Genomic DNA, 19,172 nt, shown 5'->3' with positions numbered 1-19,172 from the left:
GGCCCGAACGCCGGAGGAGTTCCGTGGACCGGTCGGTGACGATTCACCCGATGGGCTGACAGGGCATCGGCCCGGGGTGGCTCCGACCGGTATACGTGACGTCATCCATCGTTCGGAGAACCACCTGCGAGGGGCCCATGACCGATACGGCCGACACGTCGTCAAGGACGGCCGCCGAGAGGCTGCCGGCCGCCTACGCGCCCCGGGTGGCCCTGATCCGGGGCGCGATGGAGGCCGGGAACACGGCCCTCGCGACCCGCCTGGCCGAGGAGCTCCACCGGTACGTCGCCCTGGAGCGCGGCGCCCTGCACCCCGAGACGCTGCGGGCGCAGGAGGTGCGGGCGTACGTCGCGGCGGTCGGCGGCGACCCCCTGCGGGCGGCCGACCTGTTCGCCGTGGCCGCCACCGCGTGGGCCGGGCTGGGCGCGTCGGAGCAGTGGGCGGCGTCGCGCAACGCGGAGGTCTGCCGGCGCCGGGCGGAGTCGGCGGCGGCCGCCCCCTCGGCGGTCCCTCTGGCGGTCCCCGGCGCCCGGCGGCCGCCCGGCTGCCCGTCCCCGGTCCGGGCGTTCGGGCGCGGCACGGTCGTCGCGGTCGTCCTCGCGACGGCACTGCTCTCGGGAGCGGCGGACGCCGGCCCGCGGGCCTACCTCGGGATGGGCCCGCGACCGGTCCCCGACGACCAGCCGGTCGCCCCCGCCGTCGTGGGGGTCCTGGAGCGCTCCGCGCCCTCGGCCTCGCCGGTGCCGGTCCCCGTGCCGTCCCCGTCCGAGCTCGCGACCGCGGAGCCCGTCCCCGCGCCGGACGCCGGGCCCGCCGGCGACCAGGAGGACCAGGCCGCCGACCAGGGCGACGGCGGGCCAGGGCGCACACCGGTGCCGAGCCCGGGGCGGCGACCGGGCTTCCCGGCCGCCGGCTCCCGACCGCGGCCCGCTCCCGAGGCCGGGCGGCCGGCCGGCGGCCAGGCCGCCGACGCGGACCCCTGCGCCGCCGCCGGCGCGTACGGCGGCCAGTTCCTCGGCTCCCTCGTCGAGCTGTGCCACCGCGCCGCCGGGGTGTCGGGCAAGCGGTCACCGGCCCCCTGACCCCGTCCTCCGGGCGGGAGACGAGCCGCGGACGCCCGGCAGCGGGCAGCGCGGCTCGTCCACGGCAGCGCGGCCACGGCTCCGGCGAGGTCAGCGGTCGAGGGCCCACAGGTCGTCATCGCACAGGCCGGTCCGGCAGCACACGGGCAGCCAGTCGGCCGCGAGCTCCCGGACACGGTGCAGGCGAGCCCTGTCGGGCTCCACCACCGTGAGGATCTCGAAGGCGGTGCCCGCCCCGACGAGGGACCGATTCGCCATCACCTCCCCGTAGAGCAGCCAGAGACCTTGCGCGGCAACGTTTCTGCACAGCTCCGGAAGATCGAGTCCTCGTCGGGCGGACTCCGCGTCCGTGCCCTCGCCCGCCACCAGGCACTGAAGGAGCTCGAGGAACCGCGCGCGGGCCGCCGGTGCGACGTCATCGGCCAGTGCCGCCAGCGCAACGGACGCCACCGCGGGAGCCGGCTCCCACAGGACGACCGGGGACCAGACATGCCATTCGAGGTCGACCTGGCCCGGCTCCGCCCCGGACCCCCCGCCCGCGAGCCGCAGCAGATCCCGGGCCAGGTGCTCCGCCGAACCGCCGCAGCCGCACAGCATGCCCTTCCAGTCCTGCCGGGCTGTCTCCATCTCGACCAGTCGCATAGCTCCCACACCCTAGACGCACTCGCGAGGCCCGACGACCCGCGGGGCGCCTCGGCCCCGTGCCCTCCGGCAGCTGCCCCGTCCGTCCCCTCGGCGTCCCCTCCGCGTCCCATTCCGGCGTTCCAGGCCGGCCTCGTTCCCGCTGGTCAGAGCCCCCTTCGCCGTCCCACCCTCCCTGGTGCGGCGCCAGACGTGGCGGCTGGGACGGACCGTCGCGCAGGCTTCGGCCGTCCGACCGACGCAGCACCCGAGCCCATGCCGAAAGGGGCGCGACCACATGTCCGTCCGTACCTCCCGCACCCGTCTGGTCAGCGCCGCCGCGAGCGTCGTGGTCGCCGCCTTCTCGCTCACCGCGTGCAACGACAGCGGGGTCATCGATACGGCGACCGGCCCCTCGCTCAGGGCTGCGGCGCCCGCCGCTGCGGCCGCCTCGACCTCCACGGCCCCGTCTGCCGACGCCGGTGGCACCACCGGTTCCGCCAGTCAGGAGCCGGCCGCCGCACCCCGGCCCACCGCCCCGAAGCCCGCCACCGGCACCCCGACGCCGAAGACCCCCGCGGCCGCCAAACCGGCCACCTGCGAAGGCTCCAACACCGCGACCACGGCCGCCCCGCTGAACCGCCCCGTGAACCACCTGCTGCTCACGGTCACCAACACCGGCTCCGGCACCTGCTACCTCTACGGCTACCCGGCCGTCCGCTTCGGTGAGGCCCAGTCCGTACCCCCCGTCATCACCGACTCGAAGCCGCAGGCCGTGGTCACCCTCCAGCCCGGCGAGTCCGGCTACGCCTCCGTGAACCTGTCCTCCACCGACGGCACCGACGGCTCGAACGGCCACACCGTGAACTCCCTGACCGTCTACTTCCACGGCCCCTCCGGCAACGAGAGCGTCGGCGCCGGGGCCCACCCGTCGCTGCCCGCGGAGGGCGCCTACGTGGACGACTCCCTCAAGGTCGGCTACTGGCAGCAGTCGCTGGACGACGCCGTCTCCTGGTGACCCGGGCAGCCTCCGACAAGCCGACAGCACCCTACGAGAGCAGGCACTCCACTATGCGCAGCACGCCCCGCAGGATCGCCCGGCTCCTGGTCGCCTACGGCGGCGCGGCCTTCCAGGTCCTCGTCCTGGGCCGTCAGGACGGTCCGGGCGCGGCCCCGTCGCGGAAGCCGCCGTCACCCGGTGCCGGTTCCTGACGCCCCGTCGCAACCCGCCGACCTCGGCAAGCGGGCCCGGATTCCGTGCGCTCGCAAAACGCTGTTTGGAGTCCCCATGGCCCTACGGATAGCCGTCACCGCCGAGCCGATACCGTCGCACGTGTCCGCGCTCGACTTCGTCATCGGCCCGCGCGGTCCGGCGCACCGTCGCGGCGTTCCGGACCACCGCCCCCGAGCGGCCGGACCGTCCCGACTCCTCCCGCCCGCTCGTCTACGTGAGCCTCGGCACCCTGACCACCGCGATGCCCGGTCTGCGCGGCGTCGTGAGGAGCGTGTACCGGGAGGTCATGGCCGCCCTCTCCGCGACCGGCAGTGAGGCGATCGTGTCCGCCGGACACCTCGCGCGGGACCTGCCGAGCGCGGACCCCCGCATCACGGTCGTCGAGCACGTCCCGCAGCCCGCGCTCCTGCGTCAGGTGGACCTGTTCGTGACGCACGGCGGGCAGGCCTCCCTGCTCGACGCGGTGCAGGCGACGACACCCGTCCTGGGCCTGGGCGTCCTCGCCGACCAGCCCGGCAACACCACCGCGTTCGCCGGGCACGGCCTCGGCCGCGCGCTGGAACTCACAGCGACGCGCGACGAGATCGCCGACACCGTCACGGCCCTCCTCGCCGACTCCCGCTACGCCGCCGCCATGGCCGCCGCCGACGCCGAACTGTCACGGCTGCCACCGCTGGACATCGCGGAACTGCGGGCGTGTGTGTGACCCATGGGCCTCAGCACGCCGCGCGCTGCGGGGACGACGCCTGGACCTCGTATCCCCGGATCGCGAGGAGGGAAGACGCCGGATCCGTTCGTCCTTGACGGGCGGTCACCGTCGACTTCCATCCGAGCGGCTCGCCGACCCGGCTGCGCCCGCTCTCCCGCGTCATCCCGTGGGGGCTTCCCGGGGTGCGGCGCAGACGGTGCCCCGGTTGTCGACGACGGCGCAGGCGCGGGCGTCGGCGGGGCGGGCGGCGCGGACCATCTTGCTGTGGGCGTCGTGGCCGGACTGTTGGCGGTACTCCTCCTGCTCGGGCGGAGTGCCGAAGACCTGGACGCGGTCGCCGGGGGAGCCGCCGCTCATCTTGGCCCAGGCGGCGTGGCAGGAGGGGCTGTAGCGCAGTTCGATCAGGACGCCGAAGTCGCGGTCGGCCGCGGCGGTGGCGGCGTCGCGGTCGCAGACGGTGCCGACCGGGTCGACGTGCAGGCAGGACGCCCCGTCGCAGGAGGCGGCCGCCGTGGGTGCGGGCATCGCCTGCGGGGCGGGCGCGACGGTGGCGCCGGTGTCCGGGCCCGCCAGGGCGTAGAGGAGTGCGCCGGCGGCGGCCGCCGCCACGGCCGCGCCCCCGGCGGCCCACGCCGCCCGGCTCCGTCGCCTGCCACCGGGCTCCTGACCGGCCGTCGGCTCGGCACCGGGCGCCGGTGTCTCCGGTGCGGTCGCCGCCGCAGGCTCCGGTGCCGGCTCCGGTGGCGGCGCGTCGCCCGTGCCGCCGTCGATCGCCGCCCTGAGCCCGAGCGCGCGGACGAGCTCGCCGTCGGCGACCGCGTAGTACGCGGCCAGGGCGTGGAGCGCCGCTTCCGGTGCCGGGTACCTGCCGTCGGGGTTCTCGTAGCGGGAGAGGGTCGTCTGGGCGACCGCGGTGCGCCGGGACACGGTCACCTGGGTGGGGTTCCCGGCCTCCTGACGCCACCTCCGCAGCGTCCGGGCCAGTTCGGCGCGGGCGGCGGTGGCCGTCGGCTGGTCCGGTTCATCGGCTGCCTGCGGCGGCCGGTTGTGCGTCATCGGCTCGGTTCCTCTTCCCTCGGCTGTGCGTAGGCCCAGGTCAGGGCCGTACGGAGGCGCTCCGCATATGCATGGGTAACCAGGCGTTCACACAGCGTAGGAGTCCGGCGGTCGGGCGTGCAATCGTGGTGGTCGGCCGGAGGACGCATCCCCGGCGGAAACCCCACCTCCTCCCGTGTCCGGGGCAGGCCGCGGCCTGCCCGGGGTGTGGAGGGCGCATCCAAGGAGAGATCATGAACATGACACGCCCGCGTCTGCTCGCCGCCCTCGTGGGCCGCGCCGGAAGGACCGCCGTCGTCGCCCTGGTGGCCGCCGGGACGCTCGGCGGCCTCGGCACCGCCGCCGCGGCCACCATCGCCCCCCTCCCGGCCGGTGCGCACGCCGTCCGGACCACCACCGACACCGAATCCGCGACCGCCACCGTGTCCGATGGCGCCACCGCCCGTTCCGCGCTGCGCGAGCGGATCGTCTCCATCGCCCGCGGTCAGATCACCCCGGCCGGCCAGGACCCCGAGAAGACCGGCACGTGCGACAAGTACTTCGCCTACGCCGACGGGACGGAGAAGCAGAGCAAGTGCGCCAAGACCGCCTGGTGCGCCGCGTTCGCCGACTGGACCTGGCACCAGGCGGGTGTGAAGCCCGCGCCGACCACCCTGTCTGGACGCGGCGTCGGCAAGTGGGGCCAGGAGCACCACCTCTTCCACAACCGGCAGCCCGCGCGCGGCGAGCACCCCTACACCCCCGTCCCCGGAGACCTCGTCGTCTACGGTCCGCCCGCCTACGCCAAGGGTGGCCACGTCGGGGTCGTCGTCGCCGTCAACCACGACGGCACCATCGACACCGTCGAGGGCAACGTCGGGGACAAGGTGACGCACCGCCACGTCAAGCCCGTGGACGCCCGCGGCGGTGGGCAGAAGTTCCACATCTCCGGCTACGTCAGCGTGCCCGGCGCCTGACCGGCCCGCCTCCACCAGCGCCGGGGCCCGGGCGGATCATCCGTCCGGGCCCCGGCCGTCGCCGCCTGGCCGTCGCTGCCCGGCCTCGACCGGTAGGTTCACCGTGGCGCGTTCGAGCACGTTCGACGCACTTCACGAGGGGGAGACCACCGGTGGACGTACTGGCGATCATGGAAGCACTGGCCGAACAGGGCATCACCGTGCTGCTCAAGGCCGACGCCGAACGGATGGCGGAGCAGCGCAAGCCGTGGACGTTCGTGGCCAGCGGCGCCCCGCTGCGTGACGACATCCTCGTGCGCACCGATGCCGCCTCGGTGGAGCAGTGCCTCGAAGCCTGCCTGCCCCGCCTGCGGGAACTGGGCATCTCGCTGCCGGAGTGACGAGAGCGGCCCCGCTCCGGTCAGTCGCCGGCCGGTCGGTCGGCGGGTGCGGCCGGGTCGTCATCGACGAGGAGGACCGGCCCGCCGCGGAGAGCGCCGTGTGGGTCGCCTGGGCCGCGACCCTGCCCGCCGAGGGGCCCACCGGCGGCGTCTTCTACGACGGCGAGCGCCTCGCCTGACAGCGGGGGGCCTGCCGCCGTGTTCAACCCGGTGTCCCACCGCTGCCGTTCGGAACGGAGTCCACGATGAAGTCAGTACGGTTCAGCCGTTTCGGCGGCCCCGAGGTCCTGGAGGTCGTGGACCTTCCCGACCCGCACCCGGGCCCCGGCCGGATCCGCGTCGCGGTACGCGCCGCCGGCGTCAACGCCAGCGACTGGAAGAAGCGCGCGGGCCTGATGGACGAGGAACTGCCGCAGACGCTGGGACACGAGGCGGCCGGTGTCGTGGACGAGGTCGGCGAGGGCGTCACCGACGTGTCCGTCGGCGACCGCGTTGTCGGCCTGTCCGAACGAGGGGGCGCCCAGGCCGAGTTGGCCGTGCTGTCGTACTGGGCGCCGCTGCCCGCGTCCGTCCGCTTCGCCGCCGCCGCCGCCCTGCCCGCCGCCCTCGAGACCGCGGCGCGCGGCCTCGACCGGCTGGGCGTGGTCGGCGGCACCGTGCTCCTCGTCAACGGCGCCTCGGGCAACGTCGGCAGCGTGGAGTGCGGGAAAAGGTGTTGCTCGCGCCCCCGGGCCCCGTGGCACCCTGACCCGGTGCTCAACACGCTCCACCCCACAGACCTGACCTGGGACGACGTCGACCCCGCCGACCACCCCTTCGACCCCGCCTCGGTGGCGGGGGTGATCCGCTCCCTCGGGCCGGCGCGGCGGGTGCCCTCCCGGCTTGACCCGGCCATCGATCTGACCAGGGTCAACTGGGCCTGGGAGGTGGCCAAACCCTGGTCCGACGCCATGACGCACGTGCTGATGGAGCGCTACGGCCGCTGGGCGGCCGGGTGGCGCTGGTCGCTCGGCGAGGGGGACGTCGACGGCGGGCCGGTCGGGAACTGGTGCTGCGGATCGCACTCGATCACCACCCCGGAGCAGACCCTCGACCGGGTCGTGGCGGCGCTGTGCGAGTGGCGTGACTGGCTGGAGCGGCTCGCGGAGTGGTTCGAGGCCTACCCCCTGGACCCGGAGACCCTGGACGCGGACCGGATCCTGTGGGAGCGCGCCGCCCGCAACCTGATCCTGCAGGTGGCCGACCGGACGGGCGCCGAGAGCGGCTGGTACGGGCACTGCCGGCAGGTCCTGGAGTGGTTCCTCGGCTACTGGGGCGTCGCCCCCGAGCCGGCCGAGCGACTGGTTCGACAGGCGGTCGGCGGCCGGTTCAAGAGCTGGACCGCACCCGACACCGTCCTGGCCGATGAGGTCGCGGAGCGACTCGTCGGCCCACTGCGTCCGCAGGACATTTACTGGTCGCCGGACCCGGGCGAGCTCCCGGACCACCTGGAACGCTGGCTCGCCGTGCGCGAGAGCGTGCCGTGGTCGGACGGCGCCGACGGCGAGGACGGCACGGACAGCGGGCCGGTGACCCCCGCCCGCGACGGAGCGGCGGAGGACTTCCGCTTCTTCGATGCCGCCGTGGACCCCGCCCGCGCCGCCGGCCTGCTCACCGCACTGGAGCTGGTGCGGGCCGACGCGGCGCGTGGTGCCGTGCTCGACTTCGAGCTGCTGCGCGGCTGGCAGCAGCACGTGCTGGGCACCCCCGAGCCGCCGCCGCTGCGCACCCGCCCCGCCTTCGCCAAAGGCGGCGAGGAGCGCTACGGGATCGGCCCGGACACCCGCGCCCGCCTCGACGCGTGCCTGGCGCAGGCCGCCGACGGCCGGATCCCGCTGGCCGCGAGGGCGGCCCGGGTCTACCTGGATGTCTGCTTCTTCCACCCGTTCGACGACGGCAACGCCCGCGCCGCCCTGCTCACCCTGCTGTTCGTGCTGGCCCGCGCAGGCGTCACCCTCGACTCGGTGCTGCTCATCCGCCGGTTCGGCTACCGGGCCGACGACCCGCACGACGCGCTGAGCCTGTGCCGCTCCGTCGAGATCCACCTCAGGCAGAGCCGCGCCGCCGCTCAGTGACCGGCGGCAGTTGACACGGGGCGCAGTGGGGGCGGCTACAGGTCCGCGAGCCAGGGGTGCCCCGGGTGTACGCGGGTGAGCAGGCCGGTCAGGGTCTCGCGCTGAGCCGGGGTCAGGTGCGGGACGGTCGCGTCGAAGTCCGACTGGTCCTTTTCGCGGACGTGCTTGGCCTTGAACAGCAGGACCAGTTCGGGGGCCAGATACGGGATGCCGTCCCGGGTGTGGTGGATGATCTCGCGGTAGGGGAGCCGGATCGTCTCGTCGCGCCGGCAGATCCAGGTGTCGCCGTCGTGCGGTTCGCGGAACACGTCGAGCAGGTAGTCGCCGGTGGCCGGATCGCGGAGCCAGGTCTGGTGGACGGCGGCCAGTACCTCCGGCGCGGCGTCCGCCCAGATCCGGCCGCTGCCCGCCGCGTCGAAGGCGTACCCGGGGAAGCGGTCGCGGACCTCGGGGAAGCCCGCGGCCGGAATCCCGATCTCGATGTCCCCGTGAGCGCGCGTCCGCCTGCCGCGGAACAGGTCCAGCGCCCACCCCGCGGCCACGTACCAGGGCGTGCCGATCCCGGCCAACCGCTGCGCGACCTCACCCGGAGTCCAGCAGGACGACCACCTGGCGGGGAGGGCCTCGATCTCGTCGGGGGACAGTTCGACGCCGCCGTCGGGCAGTTGCTCGCTCATCGCTGGAACCTATCAGCGGAGGGCCCGCCGTGGTTGTGGGCGGCGTACATCCCGCGACCGCTCCGCTCTGCCACGGCCCCGCACGGCCCGTCAGCTCACGGGCCGCCGCGCCCAGAACAGGACGTGGCCGTTGTCGCCCTCGGGGACGAACTCCTCGTGCGCCACCTCCAGGCCGGCGCACAGCAGCCAGGACCGGTTGGTCGCCGCGTCCGCGTGACTCCACCACATCGCGGCCCCGCCGCCGAGCCAGTCCTCGTCGGTGCCGGTCCAGGCCTGGTGTCCGGTGGTGACGAGGAGCCAGCCTCCCGGCCGTAGCCACGAGGCGATCCGCCCCAGCAGGGCCGGCTGCTCCCCGACCGGAATGTGGATCAGCGCGTACAGGCAGACCACGGCGTCGAAGGTCCCCGGCGGGAACGCCAGGGTCGTGGCGTCCGCCCGGATGAACTCGGCCTCCGGCACCAGCTCCCGTGCCCGCCGGATCTGGACGTCGCTGATGTCGACGCCCGTGACACGGCGCCCTGTTGCGGCGAGGGAGCGGGCCACGGGGACTCCGGTCCCGCACCCCACGTCCAGCACCGTGCCCGCCTCCGGGAGCCGCCCGAGCAACTCCTCGATCCACGATCCGTACTTCGTCTCGCTGTTGAACGCGCGTTCGTAATGCGCGGACAGCAGGTCGTATCCACGCCGGACCAGGTCCTTCGGGTCTTCGTCATCCACAACGGCGCACCGTAGCCGTCCCTGACCGGCGGAGCGACAGCATTTCGGCTGCCGCCGGCCTCGACGGGTGCCCTCCTCCCGGCAGCGTTCTGGAGGCTGACTGTGCGTGCCGGTGGTGTTACGCTCCCAGTAAGAGAGAGTCGACTCTCACTTGTTGGCCGGAAGGGCACTCGTCCGCCCTGGTCCGGACGGGCAAGGAGAGCACGGCTCCGTCAAGCGTTCACTGCTCTTGTGGCCCTTCGGCCGGCGAGGAGAGACCATGACCGCCCCCGCACCGCAGTTACCCTTCGAGCGCCCCAACGCCCTGGACCTGGCGCCGCTGCTCGCGCGCCTGCGCGAGGAAGGCCCGATCGCCCGGGTGACGACACCCGCCGGCGACCCGGCCTGGCTGGTGACCCGCTACGAGGAAGCCCGGGAGATCCTGAGCGACACCCGGTTCTCCCGGCTGCGCCCCGACACCGAGGGCGCCCCGAGGATCTCGTCCTCGGCGCTGCACACGCGCCCCGCCCCCTCGCCCGAGGAGGAGGACCGGGAGCACACGCGGATGCGCCGGATGCTGGCGCCCGCGTTCAGCGCGCCGCGGATGCGGCGGCTGGGCGAGCGGATCGGGGAACTCGCCGCGTCCTGCCTGGACGCGATGGACGAGGAGCGCTCGGGAGATCCGCGACGCGCCGTCAACCTGCACGACCACCTGTCGTTCCCGCTGCCGGTGATGGTGATCTGCGAGCTGCTGGGCGTGCCGGTCGAGGACCGTGGCCTGCTGCGCGGCTGGTCCGAGCGGATCGCCGCGCTGTACGGCGGGGCCGACGGGGCCGCCGCCATGGCCGAGTTCGAGGCGTACGTGTCCGCCATCGCCGAGGAGAAGCGCAAGCGGCCGGGCCAGGACGTGATCAGCGACATCCTGGCCGTACAGGCGCAGGACCCCTCGTTCACCGAGGAGGAGATGGCCCGCCTGGCGGTGGGACTGCTGTTCGCGGGCCACGAGACGACCTCGGCCCGGATCGACCTGGGAGTCCTGTTCCTGCTGAGCGACACCGGCCGGCGGGACCGCTTCGCCGCCGACCCCGAGGGGTCGGCCCGCGCCACCGTGGAGGAGGTCCTGCGGATGGCCGCGCCCGGCGCCCTGGGCCTGACCCGCTACGCCCGCGAGGACGTCACCCTCGCGGGGACGGCGATCGCGAAGGGCGAGGCGGTGCTGGTGGCGATCAACGCCGCGAACCGGGACGGCCGGGCGTTCGAGGAGCCGGACGCCTTCGACCCGTCGCGTTCCCCCAACGCGCACCTCGCCTTCGGGCACGGCGGCCACTACTGCATCGGCAACGCGCTGGCCCGCACCGAGATGCAGATCGCGCTGACCGCGCTGTTCCGGCGCTTCCCCGGCCTGCGGCTGGCGGTGGACGCGCACAGCCTGCGCGACCACTCCGAACGGCTGGCGGGCGGCCTCGGCGAGGTCCCGGTCCTGTGGTGAACGGGGAGCGGCAGCGCGAGCAGGCCACCGTGCGGGTGGTGGCGGACACCTCGCGGTGCGTGTCGTCGGGGCAGTGCGCGGTGACCGCGCCGTCGGTGTTCGACCAGGACGAGGCCGGGCAGGTCGTCGTGCTCGCCGCCGAGCCCGTCGGACGGGCGGCGGAAGAGGCCCGGGAGGCGGCCGCCAGGTGCCCGGCCTCGGCGCTCCGGCTGGATCCGGCGCGCTGACGGCCGGTGGTGTCGGCGGCCCGGCGGGGCCGCCGACACCAGGCGGGGCGTCAGGGCGTGCGGGAGTGCAGTGCGGGGGCGGGGCAGGGCAGTGGGCGGGCCCCGGCGGGGGAGAGGCCGTCGAGGACCAGGGCCAGGTACCGGCGCCAGCCGTCCTCGCGGGGGTCCATCGTCCACAGCACCGAGACCAGCATGACGACGATGCGGTGCAGGTCGTCGGGCACGAGGTCGGCGCGGATCACGCCCGCGCTCTGACCGCGCGCCAGGAGGGCGTCCAGGGCGGCGAAGAACTCCTCGCCGGTCGCCGGGGTCAGGACGCCGGCGGCGCGGGCGGCGGCCAGGACGTTGTAGTCGCCGGCCACCGACTCCAGGGCCGCCGCCAGCACCCGGGCCAGCCCGGACGCGGGGTCGGGGTCGTCGGCGGCGGACTGGATGACGGGCCGGACGCGCTCGCCGAAGCCCTGGTCCAGTACGGCCCGCAGGAGCGCGGCCTTGTCGGGGAAGCGGCGGAACAGCGTGGCGGCCCCGACACCGGCCCGGCGCGCCACGTCGTCGAGGTGGGCGTCGGGGCCCTGTTCGGTGAAGACCTCCCGGGCGGCCCGGATGATCTTTTCCGCGTTGCGGGCGGCGTCGGCGCGCAGCAGCCGGGGGGCGTCGGGGATCATCCCGGCAGCCTATCCAAGAGTGGGTGGACCGCCGCCGGCCGTCCGGGGCGCGTGCCCTGGCCGGGTGTCAGACCGTCCAGGCTCAGCTGCCGGGGTTAGCGGCCAGGGGCCTCGGCGATCCGGGCGACGTGGGCCAGGACGGCACCGGCGCCGTCCTCGCCCGCCATGAGCCCGGCGACGGCGGCCGTACGGCGGCGGACCGGCTCGGCCAGAGCGGCCGTGATCGCGGCGGCGAGGCGCTCGGCGGTCAAGTCGGCGAACGGTACGGGCTGCGGGGCCACTCCCAGCCGGTGCAGCCGGGCCGCCCAGAACGGCTGGTCGGCCATCACGGGCACCGGTACGGCGGGGACCCCGGCGCGCAGCGCGGCGCCCGTGGTGCCCGCCCCGGCGTGGTGGACGACGGCGGCCGTGCGGGGGAACAGCCAGTCGTGGGGCACGTCGCCGACGCAGAACACGCCGTCACCCGCCGCCTCCAGCCCGGCCCAGCCCGCCTGGACCACCGCGCGCACCCCCGCCCGCCGTACCGCGGCCGTCACCAGCTCGCCGAGCCGCTCGCCCTCCCCGGGGGCCATGCTGCCGAAGCCGATGAACACCGGGGCCGGACCGGCCTGGAGGAAGTCGACCAGGTCGCCCGGAGGCTGCCAGCCGAGCGGCCGCGCGGGCCACCAGAAGCCCGCCACGTCGACCGGGGCCGGCCAGTCCGCCGGGCGCGGCAGCAGCACGGGACTGTAACCGTGGACGACCGGACGGGTGTGCCCGACCGGTTCCGGCGACGTCGTGCCGGGAAGGCCGAGGCGCTCGCGCATCCGGTCCACGGCACTCGAGAACATTCGGTCCGCGCCCCGGAGCCGCTCCTGGCCGGCGGCGAGATTGCCCTCCGGTCCCAGGTCCGCGCCGCCGGCGGGGCCGGGCAGCGGGAACTCCGTGGTGGCGAAGGCGGGCGTGAGGTACGTGCCGAGGACGGGCACACCGTACGCGTCCCCCGCCGTCAGGCTGAGCGGCGACGGGGCGAAGGCGGTGAGCAGCAGGTCGGCCCCGCCCGCGACGGCGTCCGCCACGCCGTCGGCGAGCCCGTCCACGAACGCGGTCATCAGCGCGCGGATCTCCTCCGGGGAGGTCGCGCGGGCCCTGGCCCGGATGAGCTCCTCCGGATCCCCCGGCAGCGGCCGGTGCTCCAGGCCGCAGGACTCGAGCAGCGCCGCGAAGGTCGGATGGGCGACCACGGCCACCCGGTGCCCGGCGTCCACCAGACGCCGGCCCAGGCCCGTGAACGGTGCGACGTCCCCGCGGGAGCCGGTGGTGACGATCAGAATACGCATGGGGCAATTCTCCACGCCGGGGCCGGTGTTGATCCAGGCTTGGCCCCGGAGGGGGAGCCTCCGTCCACGTGAGGCCGGTTCGTCCGAGCCCGGCCCAAGAGGGCGTATCAGGAGAGAAGAGCCATGCCCACCGCACCGATCACCCCCGGCGACTTCCCCACCAGCCCGCTCGCGCTGCGCTTCGCCGACCCGGCCCGGCAGGCCAAGGCCCGCGCCTTCGCCTCCGAGCAGGCGGCCGCCGCCACCGAAGCGGCGGACCTGCTGGCCCAGTTGTGGGACACCGCCCCGGGTCGGCCGGCCCGGGCGGCCGCGCTGGCCACCGTCCACGAGCGGCTGGTCGACTGGCGCTACCGTCTCGCCGTCGCGATGGGCCCGCCTCCCGGCCCTGCCGGTGCCTTCTTCAACCCGGAGCGCTTCCGTACCCCGATCCGGGAGGGCGACACCAACTTCGACCGGCTCGGCGAGGTCGGCCGTCTGCGCGAGGGCGCGGAGTGGGACCAGGCCACGCGCGCCTACACCGGGGGCCTGGCGACCCCGGCCTCGGAAGCGATGCTTCGCTACGGCCGTCTCGCCGAGCGGCGCTTCGCCGCCGAGGGCGTCGAGGGCGACACCCTCCAGAACTGGGTGCTCCTGCCGGACGGGCGGCGGATCGCCGGCAACCGCCTCCTGCGGGGTGAGGCCGCGCACCGCGCCGACGCCGAACTCGTCGCCCGCTACGCGGCCCGGGGCCTGGACGCCTCCCGGATCGAGACCGGCGGCAGGCCGGTCTACTCGGCCACTCCCACACCGCGGGACAGCGCCGTCCTGCACTCCGCCGCCCTCGACCTCCTCGCCCGCCCCCACCTCACCGTCGCTGACTACCTGTCGGCCCGCTACCTGCTCTTCCAGGCCCCACAGAACAAGAAGGGGAGCGACGCCGTGACCAGGACGTTCATCGTCACGGTCGGCGCCGTCGCCCTTCCCGGTACCGCGCCCGTCCTGCCCGAGGACGTCGACCTGCGCTGCTACGTGCTCGGCCAGAGCCCCTGCCATCCGTAGCCGGGCAGAGCCCTCTCCGGCCCTTGGCCCGCGTCACGGCCGCCAGCGCCCGCCGGAGAGCTCGGCGAGCGCCTCGGTGAGGTCGGGAGGCAGGGTCCGGACGACGTTCATCGGCTGCACCAGGTACCACCCGTCCCGCCCCCGCCAGCGGGCCGGGGGCAGGGGCGCTCCCGTCCGCGGCCGAACGTGGATGCCGTGGACGGGGGTGTCACGGCCGCGGAGGTGCACCCGGCGGACGGCGACCTCGTCCACGTCGCGCCACTCGTAGCGGCAGCGGTGCCGGCCCGTCCGGGCGGCGATGAAGGTGTCGGTGATGTGCAGTTCGATGTGCCGCCGGCGCAGGAGGCTGATCAGCATCACCAGCAGGCCGAGGGCGGGCACGCCGACGATCGGCTTCCAGGAGTCGAGTCGGTCCCAGGTGCCGCTCACCGTGATCCGGACCAGGTGCAGGCCCAGCAGGGCGCCGAGCGGGCCCCAGTGCGCCAGCATGACGGCGCGGACGCGGCCGGTGAGCAGGTACGAGTCCGGGTCGCGCCGTACGGTGAGGCCGCGCCAGGTGGAGGCCGGGGGCAGGGTCAGGTCGGCGAGGGGACCCGTCGCGACCGTCGTCGCTCCGTCCGGCGTCGCCCGGGGCGCGGGGACCCCTGCGGCCCCCGAACCTCCCTGACCTCCCTGGCCTCCCGAGCGGGGCCCGGCCTTGGCGGCCAGGTGCTGCTGGAGCCGCAGGTTGCGGAAGCGGTACGTCCCGGCGGTGCGCTGGAGCAGGCCGGCCCGGTGGGCGTCCCGCAGGAAGGTCATCAGCGGCCAGGGCAGTCGGCCGACGAGGGCCAGCGAGCACCGGGCCAGCAGCCACCGGCTCCACGGGCTGAGCAGCAGGAACGTCGCGCCCGCCCCGCACCAGGTCGCCAGCGGGTAGGACCAGTCCACCTGGTGGTACCGGTAGAGGTGGGTCCGCGACCAGTCCATCAGCCCGATCCCGGCGGCGAGCAGCGGTGCGAGGACGAGCAGCGTCACCAGGACCGAGGTCCGCTCCGAGCGCAGCAGCGAGTCGGGGGTCGCGGCGTCCACGGTGTCCGAGGGGGCCGCCAACGCGACCATCAGATAGGCGGACAGCAGCACCGCCGCCACCAGTGCGAGACCTTCCTCCGCCGGTGCCAGGAGCTGGAGCACGACCAGGGCGAGGATCACCGGCGGCCCGCCGATCACCACCGTGAGCCGCCAGGCCCGGCCCAGCCTCCCGTTGCGGCCGGCCGAGCGCAGGGCCCCGGCGAAGCGCAGCGGGTTGACCCGCCGTCGGGGTGTCGAGGTCTCGTCCCCGAACCAGCCCTGCCCGGCCGTGCGGACCAGGCCCGCGAGGGCGACGCCGAGGCCCACGGCGGTGCCGAAGCCGAAGGGGTGGCCGGAGCCCCCGACGGCCCCGAGCCCCAGGTCGATCAGCACCGACAGGGCGATCCCCACCACGATCAGCGCGGGCGCCGCCAGCGCCCGCGGCAGTGGCGCGCCGAACAGCCGCCACCAGGCCAGCTCGGCGGTCTCCTGGCGGTTCATCAGCCGGGCCAGGAAGGACAGCCAGGCCCGGGCCCGGTCCGGTTCCCACCGCCGGGGCGGGTGCAGGCGGTCGGGCGCCGGCGGCAGCGGGGGGAACGAGGCGGGCACGATCCGGTCGAGCAGGTGCTGTTCCACCTGCCAGGCGGTCGCGAAGCGCCCGCGGTCCAGCAGCTCGCCCGGGTCCGCCGGGGCCCGCTCGTACCCGCGCCGCAGCAGCCAGACCATCAGCGGCGTCGACAGTGCCCGGCTCACCGGGCTGTCGGGCGCCGTGCGGAGTTCGGCGAGCAGCGGCGCCCACTGCGCGGCGCGCGAGGGCTGCCGGGCCCGGTGCAGGTAGGAGGCGACGTCGCCGGGGGCCAGCGGCAGCGCCTCGATCGCCGAGTCCACCCGGAGCACGTCCCGCTGGGTGGCCACCAGTTCGCGGTAGGGCTCGGTCCGGCAGATCAGCACCACCCCGCCCTCCTGGCCCAGTTGGCGTCCGAGGGCGCCGAGCACGGCGGTCCGCCGGTGCTCGGGCAGTTCGTCGAGGCTGTCCAGGACGGGCAGCAGGCGGCGCTCGCTCACCAGTCGGCGGGCGGGGTGGAGCCCGTCCACCCGGGGCAGACCGGGGTGCTCCTCGGTGATCCGGCCGGCCAGCCAGTCGTGGAAGTTGACCCGCTCGGCGTCCCAGGACTCCAGCGAGAGCATGACGGGCACCGGGACGTCCTCGCCGCGGGTGAGCCGGCGGGCGAGCAGCTCCAGGGTGAGCAGCACGGCGAGGGTCGTCTTGCCCGCGCCGGCCCCGCCGAGGATCAGCAGGCGGCGGTGGTCGAGTCCCAGCAGAGCCTCCGCCATCGTGCCGACCCGGTCGCCGCGCCCGCCGAGTTCGGCCCCCGGCGCGAGCGCGGTGCGGCTGTGCACCCAGCGGACGGCCAACGGTTCGGGGTCGGCCATGTCCCAGGCGTCGGCCTCGGCCCGCCACTGGTACAGCAGGCTGCGGGCGAGCCGCTCCTCGGCGAGGCCGAGCGGTGTCTCCGCCGCCACGGCCCGGGGCGGCACGGTGAGGTGCAGCTCCCCGTTGAGCACACCGATCTGCACCAGGTAGTGGACCGTACTGTCGGTGACGACGTTCCGGATGTTCGTGGGCCCGTGGCCGTCTTCGAATTCCACCACTCCCCGGCTCCGCCCCTGTGTCGACCGCTGCCGCGCGAACTCCCTTTCTACCAGGGCCCGTCCACCCTGTTCGACGGACCGTCGGTTCTCCCGCGGTTCCGATCCGGGCCGGGCGGACGGGCCCGGCCCGAACCGGTAGGGGAGGTACTCGGCCGGAAGAGCACCAGGCCGGCCGGTTTCACCCAGCCCGTGCGCCCGGCACTCCGGCCCACGGGTCTGTCAGAGCCCCCTGAGATGATCACCGGCAGTGTCGACAGAACCGGAGCAGAGCATGGCCGAGCAGGTGGAGCAGGGCGTCGCGCGGGTGGCCGAGAGCATCGCGGCGAACGCACCCGAGGGATGGACGGAGGCGGTGCTGGCCAGCCGCCAAGGCCTGTTCGGCCTGGGCGTCTCCGGTCGGTACACGATCGCCGGTGAGAAGCCGCGGCCGGTCCACGGGGCCGCGATCTTCCAGGGCCTGGACGACGTGACGGCGGCGGTGGGCGCGGCCCGCGGTTGGGAGCGCACGAATCTGGAGATACGGTGCCGGCCGTCCGGCGCGTTTGCCCTGACGGCGTCCCGGCAGGTCGTCTCCCGCCTGCACGATGCCCGTCCCGGGTTCCTGGCCGTCCTGGACCACGACTGTCGGCTGTCCCAGCCGGGTTTCGCCCAGGAGGAGAGCGGCGCCGCCCCGGCGGGCGATCCGGATCTCGCGGTCACCCGGCTGCGGGCCTACCTGGAGCGGCGTGCCGACATCCTGGGACACGCCGAGAGGCTGCCACCGCCGGTGACCACCACGGCACTCGACGACGCCGAGCGCCGGCTCGGCCGGCCGCTGCCCGCCGACCTGCGAGCGCTCTACCTGATCGCCGACGGCAGCGGAGACGAGGCGATCGGCCTCTTCGGCAGCCTCGCCTGGATGCCCCTGGCACGCCTGGTCGCCGTCAACGCGAACCTGTGGGAGCCGGTGTGGTCCGGCTGGGAGACCTCCTGGGACTCGGTCGTCCTCGACGCCGAGCCGCTCGACACCGTCCGGCGCTGCCACGAGCACCCGGGCTGGCTGCCGTTCGCGACCGCCGACGACGGCAACTACCTGGCGGTCGACATGTCCCCGGCCCGGTCCGGACGTCCCGGCCAGGTGATCCAGATCGGCCGCGACTACTACGACGGGCCGCTCTACGTCTGCGACTCCGTCACCTCACTCCTCGCCCGCTATGTGGACCTGCTGGAGCGGGACGCCTACGAAGTGGAGGAGGACGAGGTCGACTACATCGAGTTCGTGGAAGGCCCACGTGAATTCGGCTCCAGCCCCGAGCTGGTGGCGGACGGAATTCCTCAGGACGTCCCGCCCGGCGTTCAGACCGTCCTGATCCACTGCAACGCCCCCGGTGGGCTCATGGACCTCACCCCGCTCACCGCCGCTCCCCACCTGCGGCGCCTCGAACTCCACCGCCGTCCTGTCGAGGACCTGTCCCCGCTTCGGGAGCTGCCCGTCGAGTTCCTGGGCGTCACCCTGCACGGTGGCGACCTCGCGCCGCTCGCGGGCCACCGGCACCTGACCGCCCTCGACCTCGCCACATCCGGGCCCGTCGACATCGCCCCACTGCGCACCGTCCCGAACCTCCGCGGCCTGGACCTCTCCCGGGCGGAGGTCCGGAACCTCACCGCGCTCGCCGAGCGCCCCGACCTGCGCTACCTGGCCCTCACCGCCGGCCAATGGGCCGTCCTGCTGGACCAGGGCGCACTCCCGGCCACCCTGGCCGCCGCCCGCCTGGCCGGAGCGGAGGTGCCCGATGACGTGGCGCTGGCCTGGGCCGAACGACTCGGCCGGTTCGTCGGGGAGCCGTTCACCGTCACCGGGACCCTCGCTCCTGACGGCGGGTGAGAGCGGCCGCGTGCACATCCACCGGCTGCGCAGGATCCTGCGCATCGGGGACAGCCCGGACTCGGTGACCGGGCACGACCGGGGCGGCTACCGGCTGGTCACCGGCGCCGCCGAGGTGGACCTGGCGCGGATGGAGGACCTGGTCACCGCCGGGCCGTGGCCCGCGGCGCGACATCCTTGAACGGCTCAACTCGCATATCAGCTGAGCAGATTACCGATCTCCTTCGTCCTTTCGGGTTCTCTTTCCGGTCGGGCCGTGATTCCCGGCCCCGCCCCGGCGGGCCCGGCCGAGACTGGCCAGGAATCCTGCCGGATCGTCACCGATCGAATGCCATGACGGAGGAA

The 19,172-nt window shown here is 74.9% G+C and carries 20 protein-coding genes and 1 pseudogene; 14 read left to right on the top strand and 7 right to left on the bottom strand.

Translation table 11 applies throughout. From position 1 onward, the window contains the following. Positions 1–137: 137 nt before the first annotated feature. A complete protein-coding gene (locus ACFVU7_RS14775; RefSeq protein ID WP_388045282.1) occupies positions 138–1,082 on the top strand; it encodes a hypothetical protein in 945 nt (314 codons plus the stop codon). Positions 1,083–1,172: 90 nt separating this feature from the next. Here ACFVU7_RS14775 and ACFVU7_RS14770 read toward each other — a convergent pair whose 3' ends face one another. Continuing rightward, positions 1,173–1,724, bottom strand: coding sequence for a hypothetical protein (locus ACFVU7_RS14770; RefSeq protein ID WP_380742382.1), 552 nt, complete (start codon positions 1,722–1,724; stop codon positions 1,173–1,175). A gap of 277 nt (positions 1,725–2,001) precedes the next feature. Here ACFVU7_RS14770 and ACFVU7_RS14765 point away from each other — a divergent pair, with 277 nt between their 5' ends. The 3 genes from ACFVU7_RS14765 to ACFVU7_RS14755 all read left to right on the top strand — a co-directional run bounded on the left by ACFVU7_RS14765 (position 2,002) and on the right by ACFVU7_RS14755 (position 3,643). After that, positions 2,002–2,721, top strand: a complete 720-nt coding sequence (locus tag ACFVU7_RS14765) for a DUF4232 domain-containing protein (RefSeq protein ID WP_388045280.1) — start codon at positions 2,002–2,004, stop codon at positions 2,719–2,721. 53 nt (positions 2,722–2,774) lie between these two features. Further along, on the top strand, positions 2,775–2,915 hold the full coding sequence (locus tag ACFVU7_RS14760) for a hypothetical protein (RefSeq protein ID WP_388045278.1): 141 nt from the start codon (positions 2,775–2,777) through the stop codon (positions 2,913–2,915). A gap of 236 nt (positions 2,916–3,151) precedes the next feature. After that, a complete protein-coding gene (locus tag ACFVU7_RS14755) occupies positions 3,152–3,643 on the top strand; it encodes a glycosyltransferase (protein ID WP_388045276.1) in 492 nt (163 codons plus the stop codon). A gap of 162 nt (positions 3,644–3,805) precedes the next feature. Here ACFVU7_RS14755 and ACFVU7_RS14750 read toward each other — a convergent pair whose 3' ends face one another. Continuing rightward, positions 3,806–4,702, bottom strand: a complete 897-nt coding sequence (locus ACFVU7_RS14750; RefSeq protein WP_388045274.1) for a DUF2690 domain-containing protein — start codon at positions 4,700–4,702, stop codon at positions 3,806–3,808. 233 nt (positions 4,703–4,935) lie between these two features. Here ACFVU7_RS14750 and ACFVU7_RS14745 point away from each other — a divergent pair, with 233 nt between their 5' ends. The 5 genes and pseudogenes from ACFVU7_RS14745 to ACFVU7_RS14725 all read left to right on the top strand — a co-directional run bounded on the left by ACFVU7_RS14745 (position 4,936) and on the right by ACFVU7_RS14725 (position 8,152). After that, entirely contained in the window at positions 4,936–5,658 is a 723-nt protein-coding gene (locus tag ACFVU7_RS14745) for a CHAP domain-containing protein (protein WP_388045272.1), read from the top strand. Between the two features lie 152 nt (positions 5,659–5,810). Then, positions 5,811–6,038, top strand: coding sequence for a hypothetical protein (locus tag ACFVU7_RS14740; protein ID WP_049659115.1), 228 nt, complete (start codon positions 5,811–5,813; stop codon positions 6,036–6,038). After that, positions 6,035–6,217, top strand: a complete 183-nt coding sequence (locus ACFVU7_RS14735) for a hypothetical protein (RefSeq protein WP_388045270.1) — start codon at positions 6,035–6,037, stop codon at positions 6,215–6,217. The genes ACFVU7_RS14740 and ACFVU7_RS14735 overlap by 4 nt, the downstream gene beginning before the upstream one ends. Positions 6,218–6,283: 66 nt before the next feature. Further along, positions 6,284–6,733, top strand: a pseudogene (locus tag ACFVU7_RS14730) (alcohol dehydrogenase catalytic domain-containing protein); the annotation flags it as partial. A 255-nt stretch (positions 6,734–6,988) separates the two neighbouring features. Beyond that, positions 6,989–8,152 carry a Fic family protein gene (locus ACFVU7_RS14725; protein ID WP_388045574.1) on the top strand — a complete coding sequence of 388 codons (1,164 nt, stop codon included), beginning with the start codon at positions 6,989–6,991 and terminating at the stop codon, positions 8,150–8,152. A gap of 35 nt (positions 8,153–8,187) precedes the next feature. Here ACFVU7_RS14725 and ACFVU7_RS14720 read toward each other — a convergent pair whose 3' ends face one another. Continuing rightward, complete coding sequence (locus ACFVU7_RS14720) at positions 8,188–8,829, bottom strand: nucleotidyltransferase domain-containing protein (protein WP_388045268.1); 642 nt, start codon at positions 8,827–8,829, stop codon at positions 8,188–8,190. A 90-nt stretch (positions 8,830–8,919) separates the two neighbouring features. Then, positions 8,920–9,546 carry a class I SAM-dependent methyltransferase gene (locus tag ACFVU7_RS14715; protein WP_388045266.1) on the bottom strand — a complete coding sequence of 209 codons (627 nt, stop codon included), beginning with the start codon at positions 9,544–9,546 and terminating at the stop codon, positions 8,920–8,922. Between the two features lie 259 nt (positions 9,547–9,805). On the opposite strand from ACFVU7_RS14715, the gene ACFVU7_RS14710 reads away from it, so the two are divergent. Both ACFVU7_RS14710 and ACFVU7_RS14705 read left to right on the top strand, forming a co-directional pair. Further along, the gene (locus ACFVU7_RS14710; RefSeq protein ID WP_388045264.1) at positions 9,806–11,014 is read left to right on the top strand and encodes a cytochrome P450; all 1,209 of its coding nucleotides are present in this window, start codon (positions 9,806–9,808) and stop codon (positions 11,012–11,014) included. Beyond that, on the top strand, positions 11,008–11,241 hold the full coding sequence (locus tag ACFVU7_RS14705) for a ferredoxin (protein WP_388045262.1): 234 nt from the start codon (positions 11,008–11,010) through the stop codon (positions 11,239–11,241). Before ACFVU7_RS14710 ends, ACFVU7_RS14705 begins: the two co-directional genes overlap by 7 nt. A 50-nt stretch (positions 11,242–11,291) precedes the next feature. Here the strand turns inward: ACFVU7_RS14705 and ACFVU7_RS14700 are convergent, their stop codons facing one another. Together ACFVU7_RS14700 and ACFVU7_RS14695 are read right to left on the bottom strand one after the other, a co-directional pair. Next, positions 11,292–11,906 (bottom strand): TetR/AcrR family transcriptional regulator, encoded by a 615-nt coding sequence (locus tag ACFVU7_RS14700; RefSeq protein WP_049653081.1) that lies wholly within the window; start codon positions 11,904–11,906, stop codon positions 11,292–11,294. A gap of 95 nt (positions 11,907–12,001) precedes the next feature. Then, entirely contained in the window at positions 12,002–13,225 is a 1,224-nt protein-coding gene (locus ACFVU7_RS14695) for a glycosyltransferase (RefSeq protein ID WP_388045259.1), read from the bottom strand. Positions 13,226–13,348: 123 nt separating this feature from the next. Here ACFVU7_RS14695 and ACFVU7_RS14690 point away from each other — a divergent pair, with 123 nt between their 5' ends. Beyond that, positions 13,349–14,263, top strand: a complete 915-nt coding sequence (locus tag ACFVU7_RS14690) for a hypothetical protein (RefSeq protein WP_388045257.1) — start codon at positions 13,349–13,351, stop codon at positions 14,261–14,263. 33 nt (positions 14,264–14,296) lie between these two features. Here the strand turns inward: ACFVU7_RS14690 and ACFVU7_RS14685 are convergent, their stop codons facing one another. Then, positions 14,297–16,963, bottom strand: a complete 2,667-nt coding sequence (locus ACFVU7_RS14685) for an NACHT domain-containing protein (RefSeq protein ID WP_388045256.1) — start codon at positions 16,961–16,963, stop codon at positions 14,297–14,299. Between the two features lie 247 nt (positions 16,964–17,210). Here ACFVU7_RS14685 and ACFVU7_RS14680 point away from each other — a divergent pair, with 247 nt between their 5' ends. Both ACFVU7_RS14680 and ACFVU7_RS14675 read left to right on the top strand, forming a co-directional pair. Then, positions 17,211–18,827, top strand: coding sequence for an SMI1/KNR4 family protein (locus ACFVU7_RS14680; protein WP_388045255.1), 1,617 nt, complete (start codon positions 17,211–17,213; stop codon positions 18,825–18,827). A 10-nt stretch (positions 18,828–18,837) separates the two neighbouring features. Further along, a complete protein-coding gene (locus ACFVU7_RS14675) occupies positions 18,838–19,008 on the top strand; it encodes a hypothetical protein (protein WP_388045254.1) in 171 nt (56 codons plus the stop codon). The last annotated feature ends 164 nt before the right edge of the window (positions 19,009–19,172 follow it).

The organism is Kitasatospora sp. NPDC058046, assembly GCF_042885595.1.
GTDB lineage: Bacteria > Actinomycetota > Actinomycetes > Streptomycetales > Streptomycetaceae > Kitasatospora.
This window is presented reverse-complemented; position numbering and strand designations above follow the sequence as displayed.

Bases quoted from the DNA above. Each gene is read 5' to 3' on its own strand.
- ACFVU7_RS14775 (WP_388045282.1), top strand. From the start codon at position 138: ATGACCGATACGGCCGACACGTCGTCAAGGACGGCCGCCGAGAGGCTG.
- ACFVU7_RS14770 (WP_380742382.1), bottom strand. From the start codon at position 1,724: ATGCGACTGGTCGAGATGGAGACAGCCCGGCAGGACTGGAAGGGCATG.
- ACFVU7_RS14765 (WP_388045280.1), top strand. From the start codon at position 2,002: ATGTCCGTCCGTACCTCCCGCACCCGTCTGGTCAGCGCCGCCGCGAGC.
- ACFVU7_RS14760 (WP_388045278.1), top strand. From the start codon at position 2,775: ATGCGCAGCACGCCCCGCAGGATCGCCCGGCTCCTGGTCGCCTACGGC.
- ACFVU7_RS14750 (WP_388045274.1), bottom strand. From the start codon at position 4,702: ATGACGCACAACCGGCCGCCGCAGGCAGCCGATGAACCGGACCAGCCG.
- ACFVU7_RS14745 (WP_388045272.1), top strand. From the start codon at position 4,936: ATGAACATGACACGCCCGCGTCTGCTCGCCGCCCTCGTGGGCCGCGCC.
- ACFVU7_RS14725 (WP_388045574.1), top strand. From the start codon at position 6,989: ATGACGCACGTGCTGATGGAGCGCTACGGCCGCTGGGCGGCCGGGTGG.
- ACFVU7_RS14720 (WP_388045268.1), bottom strand. From the start codon at position 8,829: ATGAGCGAGCAACTGCCCGACGGCGGCGTCGAACTGTCCCCCGACGAG.
- ACFVU7_RS14710 (WP_388045264.1), top strand. From the start codon at position 9,806: ATGACCGCCCCCGCACCGCAGTTACCCTTCGAGCGCCCCAACGCCCTG.
- ACFVU7_RS14700 (WP_049653081.1), bottom strand. From the start codon at position 11,906: ATGATCCCCGACGCCCCCCGGCTGCTGCGCGCCGACGCCGCCCGCAAC.
- ACFVU7_RS14695 (WP_388045259.1), bottom strand. From the start codon at position 13,225: ATGCGTATTCTGATCGTCACCACCGGCTCCCGCGGGGACGTCGCACCG.
- ACFVU7_RS14690 (WP_388045257.1), top strand. From the start codon at position 13,349: ATGCCCACCGCACCGATCACCCCCGGCGACTTCCCCACCAGCCCGCTC.